This is a genomic window from Dactylosporangium darangshiense, from assembly GCF_039537565.1.
Classification (GTDB): domain Bacteria; phylum Actinomycetota; class Actinomycetes; order Mycobacteriales; family Micromonosporaceae; genus Dactylosporangium; species Dactylosporangium darangshiense.
In genome coordinates, this window is sequence record NZ_BAABAT010000023.1 from 123,277 (window position 1) to 139,893 (window position 16,617).

Annotated in this window: 11 protein-coding genes and 1 pseudogene; 3 read left to right on the forward strand and 9 right to left on the reverse strand. The window is 69.6% G+C overall.

Going from position 1 to position 16,617, the window contains the following annotated elements:
- Nucleotides 1-2: 2 nt before the first annotated feature.
- From mhpA to ABD901_RS34155, 5 genes are read right to left on the reverse strand one after another with little or no spacing between them, the layout of a single operon-like run.
- Nucleotides 3-1,508: a bifunctional 3-(3-hydroxy-phenyl)propionate/3-hydroxycinnamic acid hydroxylase MhpA gene (mhpA, locus tag ABD901_RS34135; protein WP_345133244.1), complete on the reverse strand. Its 1,506-nt coding sequence runs from the start codon at nucleotides 1,506-1,508 to the stop codon at nucleotides 3-5.
- Complete coding sequence (locus tag ABD901_RS34140) at nucleotides 1,505-1,861, reverse strand: DoxX family protein (protein ID WP_345133246.1); 357 nt, start codon at nucleotides 1,859-1,861, stop codon at nucleotides 1,505-1,507. The genes mhpA and ABD901_RS34140 overlap by 4 nt, the downstream gene beginning before the upstream one ends.
- The gene (locus ABD901_RS34145; protein WP_345133248.1) at nucleotides 1,858-3,747 is read right to left on the reverse strand and encodes an acyl-CoA synthetase; all 1,890 of its coding nucleotides are present in this window, start codon (nucleotides 3,745-3,747) and stop codon (nucleotides 1,858-1,860) included. The genes ABD901_RS34140 and ABD901_RS34145 overlap by 4 nt, the downstream gene beginning before the upstream one ends.
- On the reverse strand, nucleotides 3,744-4,682 hold the full coding sequence (locus ABD901_RS34150; protein ID WP_345133250.1) for a fumarylacetoacetate hydrolase family protein: 939 nt from the start codon (nucleotides 4,680-4,682) through the stop codon (nucleotides 3,744-3,746). Before ABD901_RS34150 ends, ABD901_RS34145 begins: the two co-directional genes overlap by 4 nt.
- Nucleotides 4,679-5,812, reverse strand: a complete 1,134-nt coding sequence (locus ABD901_RS34155) for a VOC family protein (protein ID WP_345133252.1) — start codon at nucleotides 5,810-5,812, stop codon at nucleotides 4,679-4,681. Before ABD901_RS34155 ends, ABD901_RS34150 begins: the two co-directional genes overlap by 4 nt.
- Before the next feature lie 135 nt (nucleotides 5,813-5,947).
- Between ABD901_RS34155 and ABD901_RS34160 the strand changes: the two genes are divergently transcribed.
- Nucleotides 5,948-6,586, forward strand: a complete 639-nt coding sequence (locus ABD901_RS34160) for a TetR/AcrR family transcriptional regulator (protein WP_345133253.1) — start codon at nucleotides 5,948-5,950, stop codon at nucleotides 6,584-6,586.
- A 696-nt stretch (nucleotides 6,587-7,282) separates the two neighbouring features.
- On the opposite strand, the gene ABD901_RS34165 is transcribed toward ABD901_RS34160, so the two are convergent.
- A complete protein-coding gene (locus ABD901_RS34165; protein WP_345133255.1) occupies nucleotides 7,283-7,756 on the reverse strand; it encodes a hypothetical protein in 474 nt (157 codons plus the stop codon).
- A gap of 100 nt (nucleotides 7,757-7,856) precedes the next feature.
- Here ABD901_RS34165 and fucP point away from each other — a divergent pair, with 100 nt between their 5' ends.
- Both fucP and ABD901_RS34175 read left to right on the forward strand, forming a co-directional pair.
- Complete coding sequence (fucP, locus tag ABD901_RS34170; RefSeq protein WP_345133258.1) at nucleotides 7,857-9,527, forward strand: L-fucose:H+ symporter permease; 1,671 nt, start codon at nucleotides 7,857-7,859, stop codon at nucleotides 9,525-9,527.
- A 35-nt stretch (nucleotides 9,528-9,562) separates the two neighbouring features.
- Complete coding sequence (locus tag ABD901_RS34175) at nucleotides 9,563-10,810, forward strand: ABC transporter substrate-binding protein (RefSeq protein WP_345133260.1); 1,248 nt, start codon at nucleotides 9,563-9,565, stop codon at nucleotides 10,808-10,810.
- A 399-nt stretch (nucleotides 10,811-11,209) separates the two neighbouring features.
- Here ABD901_RS34175 and ABD901_RS34180 read toward each other — a convergent pair.
- From ABD901_RS34180 to ABD901_RS34190, 3 genes and pseudogenes are all read right to left on the reverse strand, one after another.
- Nucleotides 11,210-11,919, reverse strand: a pseudogene (locus ABD901_RS34180) (IS30 family transposase); the annotation flags it as partial.
- A 39-nt stretch (nucleotides 11,920-11,958) separates the two neighbouring features.
- Nucleotides 11,959-14,250, reverse strand: a complete 2,292-nt coding sequence (locus ABD901_RS34185; RefSeq protein ID WP_345133262.1) for an Hsp70 family protein — start codon at nucleotides 14,248-14,250, stop codon at nucleotides 11,959-11,961.
- Nucleotides 14,251-14,307: 57 nt separating this feature from the next.
- A complete protein-coding gene (locus ABD901_RS34190) occupies nucleotides 14,308-16,590 on the reverse strand; it encodes an Hsp70 family protein (protein ID WP_345133264.1) in 2,283 nt (760 codons plus the stop codon).
- Between the last annotated feature and the right edge of the window lie 27 nt (nucleotides 16,591-16,617).

Below are 16,617 nucleotides of genomic sequence, written 5' to 3' on the forward strand. Positions count from 1 at the left end.
GCTCAAGCCCGGAACACCGGCAAGGCGGCGCACAGGTCCGGCAGGTCATGCCCAGCACGCATCACCGTGCCGTCCGGGCGCACGACGGCGGCGCATGCACCGCCTTGTATCAGCCACTGGTGTAGTTGACCGCCGGGTGAGGCGGCGACCAACACCGCGCCGCGGCGTTCGATCTCTGCTCGTTGCGCGGCGGACGGCGCGACGGACGTGACCACTGCAAACCGGCCTGCGGCCACGTCGTCGAAACGGCCGGCGCCGTCGACGACCGCGTTCGGGCACAGCGTGCCCGCCAGGGTGCGGCGCAGCCGTGGCCGCATCACCAGGGCGGATCGGCGCAGCGCCGGCGTCGCGCTGTGCATGGCCTGCTGCCTGAGGCCGGGTATGAGGCGCCACCGCGGCGCGACGACGCGGCGGGCGACGTGGCCGAACCGGCCGCCGCCCGTCATCGCGGTGCCGAGCAGTATCGCCAGCCTGATCATCGAACGGGCGTGGGCCTTGCGTTCGATCTCGTAGGTGTCGAGGACGGTGCCGGGCAGAGTCGCGCCGAGAACCCCGGCGAGCTTCCAGGCGAGGTTCATCGCGTCTCGCAGCCCGGCAGACATGCCCTGGCCGATGAACGGCGGGGTGAGGTGGGCGGCGTCGCCGAGCAGGAACACCCGCCGGTCGCGCCACCGGTCGGCGACCTGCCCGCGGAAGGTGTACTCGGCCACTCGGACGATGTGCAGCGCCTCGGCCGGGACGGCCTTGGTCCACGGCATGATCAGCGGATGCAGGTGGGTGATGTCGCGGTAGTGCTCGGCCGTCTCATCCGGCGTCATGCGGAACTCCCACCGGTAGCGGGTCTGCCCGACGCGCATGTACGTGGCCGCGCGGACGGAATCGCAGACCTGATGGACGCCTTCCCAATGGCCGAGGTCGGCGTCAGTGGCTACGTCGACGACGAGCCAGCGTTGCGTGAACTGCAGATCCTGCATGGTGGCGCCGATTGCGGCCCTGATGAGACTGTTGGCGCCGTCGCAGCCCAGGACATACTCGGCAAGCACGTGGTACCGCCTGCCGGTCGTCCGGTCCGTGACGTCGACCCGCACGCTGCCGGCCTCCTGGGTGAGCGTGGTGACCTCGGTGCCGCCGCGGACGGTCACGCTGCCGTACCGCTGGAGGTTCCCGCGCAGGATCGCCTCCAGCTCAGGCTGGTCGAACATGCTTCCCTCGGGATAGCCGTGCCGACCGTGCTCGCCGTCGCGCCGGAACTCGGCCAGCACCCGCATGCTGCGGTCGACGAGTCGCAGCCCCCGGTGTGGTCTGGAGATCGCGGCGAACGCATCGCGGAGACCGAGGCGCGCCAGGATGCGGTGGACCTCGTCGTCGAGGGCGACCGCGCGCGGCTGCGGGTAAACCGACGCCCACCGCTCCAGCAGCAGGCACTCGACGCCGTACTGGCCGAGCAGCGTCGCGGCGGTCAGCCCGGTGGGGCCCGCGCCGACGATCACCACGGGAACCGCGCTCACCGCGTCGTACCGAGATGGAGCATCAGGTAGGAGGCGACGAGGAGACCGCAGATGACGGCGGGGGTGGACTTCCGCGGGCCGTCGCCGTTGCGCAGGTGCACCACGACGGCTGCGCCGAGCAGGAGCAGCAGCCCGGCACCGGCCAGACCGCCGATCGGCGGCTCGATCAGGCCGGTGAGCAATCCCGTCGCGCCGGCGATCTCGAGCACGCCGATGCGGCGGTAGGCGGCGGTGGAAAACCCTGCCTCCGCGGCCCGCACGCGCATCGGCGCCAGGGTCAGGATTTTGGCCGTACCCAGGGCGAGGAAGACCAGGGCGAGCAGCCCCGCGAGGATGGCCGAAGCGAGTGTCACGACAGCACCACCAATCGCCATTCGATGGCATAACGGCCCAGGATGGCCTTGATGGCCGCCTCGTCGGTGGATGGAGAGACCTTGACGGTGGTTACGATGGCGCTGCCCTTGATTGTGGCTTCGATGTCGTGCACCCCGTCGATCTCGTCGAGTGCGGCGCGGAGCTCGCTACGGGTGGCGTCCGCCCGCAGCGCGAGCTTGTACAGCTTGCCCACGGCGGTGACGGGAAGTGCATCGAGGACCGTCACGGCCTTGGGCGCCGCGGCGGGGTCGGGCACCCGCTCATGTGTCCAGTCGCGCAGTTCGCTCTCGGTTACCGTGGCGCCGGGAGCGAGGGTGACGTAGGCGACGGGTACCTCGCCGGCATGGAGGTCGGGGCGCCCGACCGCGCCGGCCGCGGTGACCTGCGGATGGGCCAGCAGCGCGTCCTCGATGCTCGCCGGGTCGATGTTGTGCCCTCCGCGGATGATGAGGTCCTTGGCCCGGCCGGCGAGGTAGACGAACCCGTCCCCGTCGATGCCTGCGAGATCGCCTGTGTCCAGCCAGCCGTCAACGAGCTTGCCAAGGCCGTCCAGGACGTGGCCGTTCTCGCCGCGGCCGATGACGTAGCCGGGGAAGACCGTCGGGCCGCTGATAGCCAGCACGCCCGTCGATCCTGGGGGTAGCTCCTCCCAGGTTCCGTCCGCTCCGACATGCACCGCCCGCATTCGCTGATAGGGCAGGCGCTGCCCGACGGAGCGCGGCCGCGGCGCTTCGGGGAAGCTGCGTGCGCTCGCGCAGGTCGCCTCGGTCAGGCCGTATCCCTCGATCAGGCTTGTCCCGGTGGAGGCCCGGAAGCTGTCCCGGACCGCGATGGGCAGCGGCGCGGCCCCCACCATCGGGAATCGCAGGCTGCTGATGTCGGCGTCGACCGGGCACTGGGCCAGCGTGGCGTACACGGTGGGCACCGCGCTCATGGCTGCGATCCGGTAGTGCTCGACGATCTTCCAGAACTCGCCGTACAGGGCAGGGTCGCGGTAGCCCAGCGGACCGGCCCACACCACCGTCTGCCCCTTGAACATGGGCGCGAGCAGGGTGACGACGAGTGCGTTGACGTGGAACAACGGAAGGGCCGCGAAGGCCACGCAATCCTGGTCGAACAGATTGCTGGCGGCCAGCATCCAGGCGTCGGTGATCTCGTTGGCGTGCGTGTGCGCGGCCAGTTTCGGCGTGCCGGTGGTGCCGCCGGTATGGAACATCGCGGCCAGATCCGACAAGCGGGGCAGGTCACCGTCGAAAGTGGACGAGCCCATGGCGGCGGCGAGCTCGCCCAGATAGCCGACGCGCACGCCGGCGACCGCGGGCAGCGGCTCGGGCGTGCACGCCGCCTCGGTGGGCCGCACTGCCAGGATCGCGTCGAGCAGGCCGTCGCGGGCGAGCGCTTGCGCGGTGTCCCACGTGTCCGGCGCGAGGTCGGGCCCGGCCGTGATCAGGACCCGGGCACCGCAGCGTCCAAGGAGTTCGCCGAGGTGTGGCCGTGACAGGCTGCCGCCCAGGGGTACGGCGATCCCGGCGAGCTGTGCGGCCAGCGTCGCGGTGATCAGTTCGGCGCAGTTGGGTGCCATCACGGCGACCGCGTCACGCCGTCGGATACCGAGGTGGTGGAGCAGGTTGGCGTATCGGTGGACGTCGGCCAGGACTTCGACGAAGGTGCGGCTCAGCGGCTCCCGCCAGCGGGCGGCGTCCGGCAGGACGGTGATCGCCGTACGGTTGGGCCAGTGTGTCGCTGCTCGCGCGAGCAACGCGTAGGTCGATTCGGGCAGACCACGCGCCTCGAGCGGCACGGCCTCGATCGCGGCCAGGTCGTCGGGCGTGGCGTAGTCGGGCCACAGCAGGTCCTCGGTCATTGAGCGTGCCTCACGACCGTGCGCTGCCGGCCGAGATCGATCGCGCCGTCGTCGGTGGCGATCGCGGTCTCGACGACATCGCCGTCCTTCAGGTACTTCGGGTTGTGCGCCTGGCCGCTGAAGAAGAGCTTCCATTTCACCGCGGGTGGCAGCAGCGAGGCGACGAGCTCGACCGGCTTCGGCGGGGCACTCAGGGCCGTCCCCACGGGCGTGCCGGTCAGCAGCAGGTCACCGGCGTCGAGTCGCTGGAAGCGGGTCAGCGCCTGCAGCGTCTGGACGGGCAGGTAGATCATGTCTGCGGCCGTCATGTTCTGCCGGAGTTCGCCGTTGACCCACAGCTGCAGCCGCAGATCGGTGAACCGCTTGAGCTCGTCGGCGTCGAGCAGCACCAGCGCGGGCCCGACCGGGGTGAACGTCGGGTACGACTTGGCCTCGTAGAACTGCGTCTGCGGAAGCTGGACATCACGCGCCGAGACGTCGTTGGTGACCACCAGGCCCGCGACGTAGTCGGCGATATTGTCCGCGGTGATGGTCGTGCCGACGGGCGTCTCGCGGCCGAAGACGAGCCCGATTTCCGCCTCGTAGTCCAGCAGCCGGACGTGGGCGGGGCGGACTACGTCGTCGAACGGGCCGCTGATCGAGCCCGACGTCTTGCGGAAGAACGTCAACGGGACGGTCTCGGGATTGCCGTTCGTGTCCTTGACGTGCGAGGCGAAGTTCGTCATCTGGGCGACGACGCGGCAGGGCGCCGTCACCGGGGAGACCAGGGCAAGGCCGTCGACCGGGACGATGTCCCTGCTCGTCGCGGCCGCGAGGATCGCCTGCCGGTCGGCCAGCAGGGCGGCGGTGGTCGTGGCGCTGGTGTTCACCTTGGCGGCGCCGGTTGGGGTGAGCACCCACCAGGCGTCGGGAGTATGGACGACGGAAATGGTCACGAGGTGGCTACTTTCAACAGACCGCGGAGGCGGTTGAGGTCGAACTCGTTGTCCTGGCGCAGTGCGCCGATGACGGCGCGCAGCTCGCGAAACGCTTCCCGGCCGGGTTTGATGCCGAGGAAGTCCCTGGTCGCTGGCGGACCCCACTGGGCAAGCCCGGAGGCGCTCATCGGCGCCCAGCCCGGCTCGAGCGTGCAGTCGAACAGGTCGCCGTCGCTGAAGTGCTCGACCAGGAAGCCGTCCGGGTCGCGCCAGTAGTCGAAGAGCTGGCTGCCCTGGATGTGTCGGCCGATCCCCCAGGACCGCTGGTAGCCCCGCTCGAGCAGGTACTCGCCGCCGGCGGCCAGCGCGTCGAGGTCGGCGACCTGGTAGGCCGAGTGCACGTACCGGTTGGCCGGGCCGAGGACCATCGCGAGCGTGTGGTGATCGGTGGGCGTGCCCCCGCAGTCGCAGCGGATGAAGCTCATGACCGGGCCACGCTCGCGCTGTCCTCGGTAGTACAGGAAATCGCTGACGATCAGGCCCAGGTGCTCGAGATACCAGCTGAGCGTCGCGAGGTACTTTGTGGTCTGCAGTACGACGTGACCGAGCCGCTGCACGTTGGCCGGCTCGCGCGGGGGCCGCTGGGTGGCGTTCACCCGCGTGGCGTCGTGCCCGATGTTGAACGTGAGTGCCTGCTGGGCCGCAAGTGCGGGAAGCTCGTGCGTGCCGGATACGACGCGCACTCGCAGTCCGCTCGGATCCATCAGATCCACCGTCACCCCACCCAGGGTCTCCGGCAGCGTGGCGATCGTCCTGCCCGTAGCGTCCGCGAGCCGCACCACGTCCGTCGGTTCTGCGGCCATGAAGGCGGGGCCCATGAACCGCGACCGTGGGCCTCGGCGAATGAGCACGCAGGGCGAGCCCGCATCCGTGCCCCGCAGCTGCAGTTCGTCCTGGGTGCGCAGCGACGTCGTGAAGCCGAAGGCCTGGGCGAACACCTCGGCCCCATCAAGGTCGGGCTTCTGGAACTCCAGCCAGGCCAGGCCGCGCACCTTGACGATCGGGTTGCGCGCTCTGCCCGGATGCTCGCCCCGCAGGGCGCCCTGTTCGCTGTGCAGACCGGTGTGCGGATCGTGCTGGCCGATCATCTGACGCCTCCCTCCGTAACACTGACGAAATCGTCACTTACGAGCGTAGCGTCAGTCAAGGGACACTGACGATTCCGTCATTTCTGAAGGCCTTGGGTAGGGTGGGCACATCCGACCTTGGAGGAGGGCGCAGGCATGGTGGACCGGACCGCGGAAGCCCCGACACGCCTGGAACGACGCAAGGCCCACACGCGGGCCGCGCTGGTGCGTGCGGCCCAGACCTTCATCGCGTCCGGGAAGCTCAACGTTCCGATCCTTGAGCTCACTCAGACCGCGGACGTGGGAATGGGGTCGTTCTACAACCACTTCGACAGCAGGGAACAGCTCTTCCACGCCGCGCTGGAGGACGCCCTCGAGCGCCACGGCGCCCTGCTCGACGAACTGACGCAGGGCCTGGACGACCCGGCCCACGTCTTCGCTCAGAGCTTCCGCCTGACCGGGCGCCTCCACCGCCGGGAACCCGACCTCAGCAAGGTCCTGCTCAACTACGGCCTCGTGCTGACCACGTCGGACCGGGGACTCGCACCACGAGCCCGCCGCGACATCGAAAACGGCATCCACGCCGGCCGATTCAACGTTCGCGACCCCGAATTGGCGATGGTGACCGTGGCCGGCGCCGCGCTGTGCCTCGGCCAACTACTGCACGACCACCCGGAGCGCGACGACGCAGGAGCCGCCGACCAGGTCACCGAGGACCTGCTGCGCATGCTCGGCCTTTCGGCCGACCAGGCCCACGAGATCTGCCAGCGGCCGCTACCCGATCTCAAGGGGTAACGCTGCGCTGGACGTAGCCATCGGGCGGGACGTCATGCCTGGTTGGCTTGGGGTATGGCCGTTTCTCGCTGGGTTTCCGTGAAGGCGAGCATTCCCCGAAGCGTTGGTGGTTCGAGGACGGGCCGGTCGACCGGTCGGTTGGCCACCCGGCGTCTCACTCGGTCGTGACCGGGGATCGGCATAGCGTGAGCACGTCTGTGCGCCGGGTACGTCCAGCCGGTACGCCTAGATGTACTGACCATGAGCGTTGATGACACGGCGTGGCGGCTTGATCGATAGGAAGACCTCCGGCGAGGTGGAGTTGCGACGCTTCACCGAACCGGAGGTCTCATGGCCCACCGTAACGCCCGGCCGACCGTGCATGGCCGGCGACTGCTCATCCAGCGTGTCGTGGCCGCGCCGCCGCCATCCGACGCCGAAGAGCGACTGGCGCAGTTCACCGAGCTCGTCGCGACCGCGATTGCAACACCGAGAGCCGGGCGGAGCTCACACCGTCGCGGGCGCGGATCGTCGTGGTCGCCGACGAGGCTCGCCGCAGCATCGAACGCAACCTGCACGACGGCGTCCAGCAGCGCCTGGTGTCACTCGGCCTGGAAATGCGCGGTGGCGGGTGTAGCGATGGCTTTCACCCACAGCCGGCCGGGTACGGCAGCCCAGACCGGCGGCGCCTGGCAATAAGCCGTAGCGTGCCGGCCGTCAGGGGCAGAACTTGATCAGCGTGTCCGTCGTCTCGCGACTTGCCTTCAGCGTGGTGGCGACGTTGTCGTAGCCGTTGCCGGCGTTGTACTGCTTGAGCGCGGCGACGAGGTTCGCGAGCGAGGTACGCAGCTCCGGGCCTTGTGCCTGGCCGGCGATGGGTTCGAGCTTGCTGGCCCACTCGACCGCCGCGGCCCGCAGCTGTGCCAGGAGGGCATCGGCGCCGGCGGTGTCGCCCTGCTTGGACGCGTTGGTCTCCTTGTCGAGGAGATCGCTGACCTTGGCGCTGTACTCCAGGTGGACTTTCTTGACGTCCTCGCAGACTTTGGCGTCCGGGGCCGCCGACGCTGACGGTGAGGACGACGCGGCGGGCGCGGAGGCGCCGGCGGCGGACTGCTCTGCGGTGGTGTCGGCGCAGCCGGCGCCGACGACCAGCACCGCCGTCGCGATGAGCGCGGCCGTGAGGTGTCGCATGAGGGCGTAACTCCTTCGTGGACCAAGATCGGATGAACGCCGCCGGAGTGTATACGGGCCTCGACGTTCCCGTGCCCCTGGCCCATCGGGTGCGCGGCAGGTGAAGCGCCGGTCCGGAACAGGCCCCGCGCGACGGGTCACCATCCAGCGGGTCTTCGACGGCGCCGGAGCCATCGCGCACGGCACCCGTGTCAGTGACTTGGTCAAGGGCTCCGACGCCGTCGTCGTCGAACCGGTTTGTGGCGCGTCGGGTTGGGTAGGGCGGCGCGACGACGTTCCTGCCAGCGCCCGTCTTTATCCCGCTTGTTCCATCGATCCGCCTTTGCGAGTCCACTGCACCAGGTCACCGACCAACCGCCGGTACCCGCGGTTCACGGAAGGAGTGCCGACGGCCAGCATGGCGCCGCCATTAGCGGATGAAGACGAGCGGGGACAGCGGCGGCAGTTGCTCGGCCGCGGGATGCTACTGCTCTTCATTGCTCTGATCGGCTGTTTCACCGCTTGGGGCATAGCGCAGGACCTGACCACGCCGATGGTGGCGGGCTTCAAGCGCATCTTCCAGATGAGCACCTTCCAGGCGTCGCTGGTCCAGTTGGCGTACTTCGGCGCATACTTCCTGCTCGCGCTCCCGGCGGCCTTTCTCAACCAGCGCTTCGGCTACAAGACGGGAATCCTCACCGGACTGGGGCTGGCGGCGCTGGGCGCCTTCCTCTTCTACCCTGCAAGCAAGATCATGACGTACGAGGCGTTCCTGCTGGCCCTGTTTGCGATGGCCGCCGGCTGCTCGATCCTGGAGACCTCCGCGAACCCGTACGTCATGTCACTCGGCCCGGAAGAGACAGCGACCCGGCGACTGAACTTAGCCCAGGCATTCAATCCGCTGGGGACGAACATCGGTGTGCTGCTGGCCTCGACCCTCATCCTGCCCAAACTCGCGGAACCGGTGGACATCTCGTCGCTGAGCCAGGACCAGCTGCACGCCATCCGCGCGGGCGAGCTCGGCGCCGTGATGGCCCCTTACCTGGGGCTGGCCGTCCTGCTGGCACTCATCGCCGTCGCCATCGCGAGTCAGAAGGCACCGCCGATCGTCGAGGAGTTCCCCGACACCGGCCCGCACACCGGCGGCACCGGCCACCTGTTCGAGGTGCTGTGGCGCAGCAAGCGGTACCGCTTCGGGGTGATCGCCCAGTTTGCAAACGTCGCGGCTCAGGTGTGCACCTGGACGTTCCTGATCCAGTACGTACAGCAGGCACTGGGCGGCAGCCTGCAGAAGGGCGGCGCCTACCTTCAGGTCAGCTTGCTCGTCTTCCTTGGATCACGCTTCCTGATGACGTGGGTGATCGGTCGCGTGCGCGCCACCACGGTGCTCGCCGTGCTGGCCTTCCTGGCGGTGGTGCTGTGCTTGTTCGCGATATTGAGTCCCAACCTCGCAGGGGTCCTCGCCGTGGTCGCCCTGTCCTTCTGTCTGTCGCTCATGTTCCCGACAATCTACGGCGTTGCCCTCAAAGGGCTCGGGCCGGCGACCAAGTTCGGCGCCGCCGGCCTCGTGATGGCCATCGTGGGCGGCGCGATCATGCCGCTGGTACAGGGCAAGCTCGTGGACGAGACGAGCGCGGCGATCTCCTTTGTCGTCCCAGCGGCCTGCTTCGCCGTCGTCGGGCTCTACGCGCTCTACGACCTCAGGGCCGCGCCCGCGTCCGTCCGCGGGAGCACCCAGTCAGACCTGCCCGGGGACGCCGGGCCGAGCACCGTCACCGGGGGCGCGGCATGAACCGCCGGCGCCGCGCGGTCGCGGCAGTCGTGGTCGTGGCGCTCGCCGTGACCGGCTGCGGCGCGCAGAAGCCGACGAGCGCCACGACGGACACCAAGCAGCTCGAGGTCCTGTCGTGGTGGACCTCCGGGTCGGAGGCCGCCGCGCTGAACGTCCTTTTGTCCGCTATGCACCAGACGAATCCGAATGTCGAGGTCGTAAATGCTGCGGTCGCAGGCGGCGCCGGGTCACAGGCGGTCGTGGCGCTGGCCAAGCGGCTGCAGCATGGCAACCCACCGGACGTCTGGCAGACCTTCGCGGGCAAGTCCGTGCAAGGCTACGCCGACCGCGGCGTCATCCGCGACGTCGCGTCGGTCTTCACCGACGGTGGCCTCCGCGCGACGATGCAGCCGACCATCCTGCGTTCGCTCATGCACGACGGCAAGCCGTACGGGGTGCCGACGGGTGCTCATCGCAGCAACATGCTGTGGTTCAACATCTCGCTACTCAACCGAGCCGGCGTCACGCTGCCCTCCAGCGGCTATTCCCTCGCCGCCTTCCTGGACGGACTGCAAAAGGTCAAGGCGTCTGGAGCCACTCCCCTGTGTCTCGGCGGCAAGGACCCGTTCACCACCGTCGAGCTGTTCGAGAACGTGCTACTTAGCACAATCGGGGTGCAGGGCTGGCAGGACATGGCTGACGACCGCCTCAATTGGCGCAGCGCGCAGGTGCGCACGGCGCTGCGGACCTTCGGCGATATCCTCGCCTACGCCGATCCCGAGGCCGGCACGTTGACCTGGGACGCGGCGACAAGAAAGCTCGCCACCGGTGGTTGCGCCTTCGAGTCCATGAACGACTCGGTATATGGCGAGCTGGTCACCGACGGCGCACAGGATGACAAAGACTTCGGAGCTGTGGCGTTTCCCGGCACGGGCGACAGCTTCCTCGCGGTTGTCGACGTCTTCGTGGCCGCGACCAGGGCCAAGAACGCCAAGAACGCCCTTGCCTTCCTCAACGACATCAGTAAGCCGGCGACCCAGATTCCGTTCAGTAAGGCGAAGGGGTCGGTACCGGTACTCCGAAATATCGATATTTCGTCCCTGTCCGCCTACCAGCGGGATGCCTCGAAGAGCCTCTGGGGCTCATCGGTGCTGCTTTCGGTCGCCCACGGCGAGGCCATGAGCCCGGAGTTCCAGGAGGGCTTCTACGATGCGGTGTCGACCTACGCGCGTACCCGTGACCCGGACGCCTTCGCCCGGGAACTCGAAAACGCGGTCACCAAGGATAAGATCCCGCCACGCTGACCCGGCGGTCAGGCGTTGTCGCTCACCGCCCGGAGCACGGTCTCGACTCGATCGGCAACTCCTGTGAGCGAGCGGCAGGAGGCCGAGCACCAGGAGCCCCAGGTCTTCGACGGCGACGAGGGGCGGTGACGGCCGACGTCGCGGCAGCCGACAGCGGGCCTCGGGAGCCGAGCGAGGACGGGGGGCGGCGACCGAGGACCGTCGATGTACTCGAATATCGCCTGCCGGGCGGTAGCACGGGGTGGGCCAGGCTTGCCAGTGGATGAGTTCGGTTTGATCGTGGCGAAGAACGACTCGGCGACAGCGTTGTCCCAGCACGGCCCGCGCCGGCCGACCGACAACCGCACGCCGTGCTTGCTGGCAAGGTGGGCGTGCTGGGCGCCGGTGTACTGACTGGTTTCAACCAGTCGTCGCAACACCGGTGCTTTCCAGTGACAGTAGCTGTTCGTTCAAGGCTTCGGCAGGTGTCTTCCAGCCGAGTGTCCTACGTGGACGGGTGGTTGTGGATGGCGGCGATGGCGTCGAGTTCGTCACGGTTCCAGCGGGCCAGGTCGGCGCCCTTGGGAACTATTGGCGGAGCAGGCCGTTGGCGCTTTCGTTCGTGCCCCGCTGCCATGGGCTGTATGGGTCGGCGAAGTAGATCTGGATACCGGTGTCGATCGTCAGCTTGGCGTGTTGGGCGAGTTCCTTGCCGCGGTCCCAGGTCAGCGTCCGGCGCAATTGTTCGGGCAGGGTGGTGATGGTCGCGGCGATCGCGTCGCGGACCTCCTCGGCGCCGTGCCCGGCCAGGGCCGGCCCGTCCTTACCCCGGCTTCGGCGCCATATCCTTCCATCCGGGGCAGGTGCAGCAGCATCGTGAACCTGGTGGTTCGCTCGACGAGAGTTCCGATCGCGGACCTGTCCAGCCCGATGATCAGGTCGCCTTCCCACTGGCCGGGCACGGCTCGGTCGTCGGCCTCGCCGGGCCGTTCGCTGATCATCACCTCGGGGGTGACCATGCCGTCACGTCGTTTGCGCCCGCGAGCGCGCGGCACCCGCAGCGCGCGGCCGGTGCGTAGACACGCGACCAGTTCACGCTTCAGCGCGCCACGGCCCTGTATGAACAGGGCTGGCGTCCCGGCGCCCCGGTGTGTTGGAGCGTGTGTCGGTCACCGGATCCGCCAGAGCCGGACCGTGCCTCCTCTACCGCTGTTGGCGCTGGCGAAGATTTTGGCGTCGACGGGGCTGAAGGCCAGCGCGCCTGTAGCGAGGCCGCCGAGGTCGATCAGCCCTGTCTGATCGCCGGTCTCGACCGACCACAGCCGGATGGTGGAGTCGGTGCCGCCGCTGGCGATCGTCCGGCCGTCGCGGCTGACCGCGACGGAGTCGACCCCGCCGGTCTGGCCGGACAACGTCATCTGCCTCGGGTGGAAGGTTGTGGCGTCCCAGATCCGGACGGTGTTGTCCGCGCCGGCGCTGACGGCGTAGCGGCAGTCCGGGGTGTACGCCACGCCGTCCACCGCACCGGTGTGGCCACCGGTTCCGGGGGTGACCTTTCGCGGCGACGTTGTCCAGAACTGGGGTTCCTCGATGGGCCCGCTTGCCACGAAGCGGGTGGAGTCGCCTGGGCAGAACGCGATCGCGGGCCGGCTGGCCGCGAACCGCTCCGGCGGCGCGGGGAACGGCGCGCCGATCTGTTCGCCGTTCTCGATGGACCACAGCCGGACTTCTCCGGCGTAGTCGATCGATGCAACGGTGTCGTCAGAGCTGAACGCGACGGCGCTGATTCGATGCCCGTGGCCCGCGAACGGCGCGGTACCGCCCGCGCCCGTCATTTTTGCCAGTTTCCAAGGTTGGTGGGTCTCGGCGTCCCACAGATGGATGCGGCTGTCCTCGCCGGCCGAGGCGATGATCTTGCCGTTCGGGCTGAACGCCACCGTGTAAACCTCGCTGTTGCCGGCGATCGGGGCGCCAAGCGGCCTACCCGTCGCAGCGTCGTACACCCGTACTGTCTTGTCGACGCTCGCCGAGGCGAGCTTCGTGCCGTCCGGACTGAACGCCACCGACTCGACCGAACTCGTGTGATCCCGAAGCTCGTAGACGAGCTCGGCATCGGGTCGGTTCAGCAGCCGATACAGGGCCACCGCGCCGACACCGACGGCAAGGAGCAGGACGACAGCAATGGCGATGCGCCGGCGCGGGTCGGTCGCCCGCGCGCCGCCGCGCGGACCGGCATCGGGCCGCGCGTCATCTGTTCCAGCGGCAGGCGTCGCGCCGTCCAGCATGTCGACGGCACCCGCAGGCTCCGCCGCATTGACGAGCGCCGCCGCCGGGACGGCAGGCCCGCCGGGCGTGACACCCGCTGCACTCACCCGTGCCGCGGCTGGCGCAGCCGCAAGCGTGCGCAACAGCGGCGCGATCAGGCTCCCCTCGGCGACGACGAGCTCCGGCTGATCCACGATGGTCGGCGCGATGCGCAGCGTCCGGTGCAGCAGCGTCGCCGCCAGGGGGACCCGGGACGCCCCGCCGACCAGGAGCACTCCGCCGATCTCGTCGGGTGCTACGGCCGTCTGGCGCAGCACCTCGACAGTCAGCTTTGCGGTGCGCTCCAGCAGCGGGCGTACTGCGCGATCGAACTCCTCGCGGGTCAGGTGCAGGTCGGCGCCGACGAGCGGGACGTGCACGTCGGCGGTGGCGTGCCGGGTGAGCCGCTCCTTCGCAGCCCTGGCCGAAGCCCACAGTGCCCGCCGCGCCTGCTCGTCCTCGCTGGTACGCGGCCAGTCCAGCCGTCCCCAGCCGTCCGTGCGCTCCGCGGTCAGCGACCTCGCGTGCGCCACGATCGCCGCATCCAGGTCTAGGCCGCCGACGTCGGGCAGGCCGGCCGCGCTGATCACGTCGAAGCCCTCGACGGTTCGGCGGACCACGCTGACGTCGAAGGTACCGGCACCGAGGTCGTAGATGACGAGGCAGCGCCCCGGCAGTACGTCGCCCGCCGTGGCGAAATACGCAGCGGCGGCGACGGGCTCCGGCACGAGCCCGACCTCGCCCAGCCCGGCCCGCTCGGCCGCATCGGTGAGGATGCCCAGCCGGGTCCGTTGCCAGGAGGCGGGATGCGTGAGGATAACGGAGCCGGGGACCGCGCCCGACACCCGGCGTGCCTCCGCGGCGACCCGCCCGAGCACGGCCGCCAGCAGTTCCGCGATCGCGTACTCGCCATCGCCCAGCCACACCATGCCGTCGTCGATACGCCGCTTCGGGTTAGCCTCCAGACCCGCCGGATACCCGGACGCGGCCCGTTCGGCGTCCTGACCCGTCAGCAACCCGGAGCCGGGGCCGGCGAAGACTGCGGAGGACAACAACGGAGACGCGTCGAACAGCAGGTTCCGCACGCCGCCGTCTGCTCCGGCCAGGACGGCGACGGTGGTGGAGGTGCCGAGATCGATACCCAACCGGATCAGCACGACGTTAACGTATGAGTCAACGAGCCCGGACGATCTCCGCCGAACGGGCAGTAAACACTACTCCAGGCCCCGCGAACGTCGCAGGCTCGGCGAGCCGCCGCCAAGAACCGCGGCAAGGCCGCCCATGACGACGGGCGCGGTGACGAGCCACCGCCCAACCGCCCGCGCCGATTCCTGTGGTATTGCCGTGATGACGTTGTCGATGCTGTAGAAATAGGCGGTCGTCTCCCCGACGGCGAGCGTGAACACCAGCAGCACGGCCCAGCGGGCGACACCGATGGCGACGCTGTATCTGGCAGCGACGCGCAGCGGAAATGCAAGCTCCACCAGTGCGGCGACGAGCAGCGCGCCGACGACGAGGAACCGCGTCGCCGGGAACGCATTGTTCTCGTAGTGCACCGCCACCTCACCGTCGCGAGTGGTCACCGCGACCGCCACACAGATGACAACGACGAGGACGGCCGCGCACAAGGCCAGCGTCCGGACGGCGCGCGACGGGCGACGCCGCCCAGCGGTCGTGTCGGGCGCGGCGCCCGCACCCGGCGCCAACAGCAGCACTACGTCGAGCACGACGAGTCCGGTGGCGGCGACGGACCGGCCCCACCGGATCTCTTCGCCGCTGCCGAAGGTGTACGTGTCGGTGCCGAACGCGGTGACGATCCAGAGGACCGACACAGCGACCCCGCCGATCCGCAGGCCCCACTCGATAGTGGCGTTGCGGGACGCCCTGACACTTCGGGCACGTGCCGCCACGAACACCGCGGCGGCCAGCACCGGCGCCGCAAGGAATCCCAGCCAGAAGCCGGACAGCGTGACCAGGCCCAGGAGCGACCCGGCGGAGCGCGCATAGTTCACGTCCGAGAAGTGGATCAACGCCAGCTCGGGCAGCGAATGCTCAAAGATCACCCACGGCAGCGCCAGCCCGGCGAGCAGCAGGACGGTTCCGGCGGCGAGGGCGTACACCGACACCACGGCGCTGATCGCCGGTATCGCCGGCTCGGCGGCCGGTGCCGGGCCTCGCCCCGCGGTGTCGTTGACCAGCGCCGACGCCGACGCCGCGTCGGGTTGCGACCCGCCGATTGGCGTCACCTCGGCTGACCTCATCTCGACGTGGGTCATGTCAGCGCCCGCCGCGTCGACAGCTGGCGCGCCGACAAATGCGGCGGCCATGACCGGCGCCGGGCCTGCCGGCGCGGGCCCGGGGTCGCTGCTGAGAAGGGATGCGTCAACCAGGGCGGGCCCGGGCTCCGCGAGGTGCCGGACGGCCGAGGGCGGCACCTGCAGAGCGCCCTCGGCGACGACGAGCTCCGGCTGGTCGAGTGCGGTCGGCGCGATCCGCAGCACCCGATGCAGGATGGTGGCGGCGAGCGGAATCCGCGACGAGCCACCGACAAGAAGAACGCCGCCGATCAGCTCGCGCGGGACGCCCACCTCGCGCAGCAGGCCGAGCGTGAGCTCGGCGGTGCGGTCCAGGTACGGCCGGGCCGCCTGCTCGAACTCCTCCCTGGTCAGATGGATCCGCTCGTCCGCCAGGGGAACGTGCAGGTCGGCGGTTGCGTGGCGGGACAACTGCTCCTTCGCCTGTCGTGCGCCCCGCCACAACGCCTGACGGGCCTGCTGGTCGCTCGGTGTGCCGGGCCAGTCGAGGCGCTGCCAGGCGTCGCGGGCGCCGGCAGTCAGCGCCCGAGCGTGCCGAACCACCGCCGCGTCGAGGTCGATGCCGCCGATATCGTCGAGCCCGGCGGTACCGACGACCTCGAACCCGCCGGGCCCGGAGCGGACCACCGTGGCATCGAACGTTCCGGCGCCCAGGTCGTAGATCACCAGGCAGCGCCCGTCGGGCAGCGATGCGGAGGTAACTGTCATCAGGTACGCGGCGGCGGCGACGGGCTCAGGTACGAACCCGACGCGTTCGAGGCCCGCTCGTGCGGCGGCGGTGGCGAGCACGTCGAGCCGGGCGCGGCCCCAGGCCGCCGGATGGGTGAGCACCACAGTGCCGGCTGGCGCCCCGTTGGTTACCCGTTGCGCCTCGTCGGCGACCCGTTTGAGGACCGCGGCGATGATCTCGGCGACCGCGTACTCCTGCTCACCGAGCCACAGGGTCCCGTCGTTGATGCGCCGCTTGGGGTTGGCCTCCAGCCCTGCCGGATAACCGGCCGCGGCCCGTTCGGCGTCCTGGCCGGTCAGTAGTACCGCGGACGCATCGGCGAAGACCGCCGAGGACAGCAGCGGCGAGGCATCGAAGAGCAGCGGGCCAGTCCGCCCGTTCCCCCCGTCCAGCGCCGCGACGGTACTCGACGTGCCGAAATCGATCGCCAGCCGGTAACCCGCTCTGTCCATGCCGACACGGTAGTCAATTCGACCGAT

What these genes read in the sequence shown, in the direction of transcription:
- ABD901_RS34145 (WP_345133248.1), bottom strand. Translation starts at nt 3,747, where the DNA reads ATGACCGAGGACCTGCTGTGGCCCGACTACGCCACGCCCGACGACCTG.
- ABD901_RS34165 (WP_345133255.1), bottom strand. Translation starts at nt 7,756, where the DNA reads ATGCGACACCTCACGGCCGCGCTCATCGCGACGGCGGTGCTGGTCGTC.
- ABD901_RS34160 (WP_345133253.1), top strand. Translation starts at nt 5,948, where the DNA reads ATGGTGGACCGGACCGCGGAAGCCCCGACACGCCTGGAACGACGCAAG.
- ABD901_RS34190 (WP_345133264.1), bottom strand. Translation starts at nt 16,590, where the DNA reads ATGGACAGAGCGGGTTACCGGCTGGCGATCGATTTCGGCACGTCGAGT.
- ABD901_RS34155 (WP_345133252.1), bottom strand. Translation starts at nt 5,812, where the DNA reads ATGATCGGCCAGCACGATCCGCACACCGGTCTGCACAGCGAACAGGGC.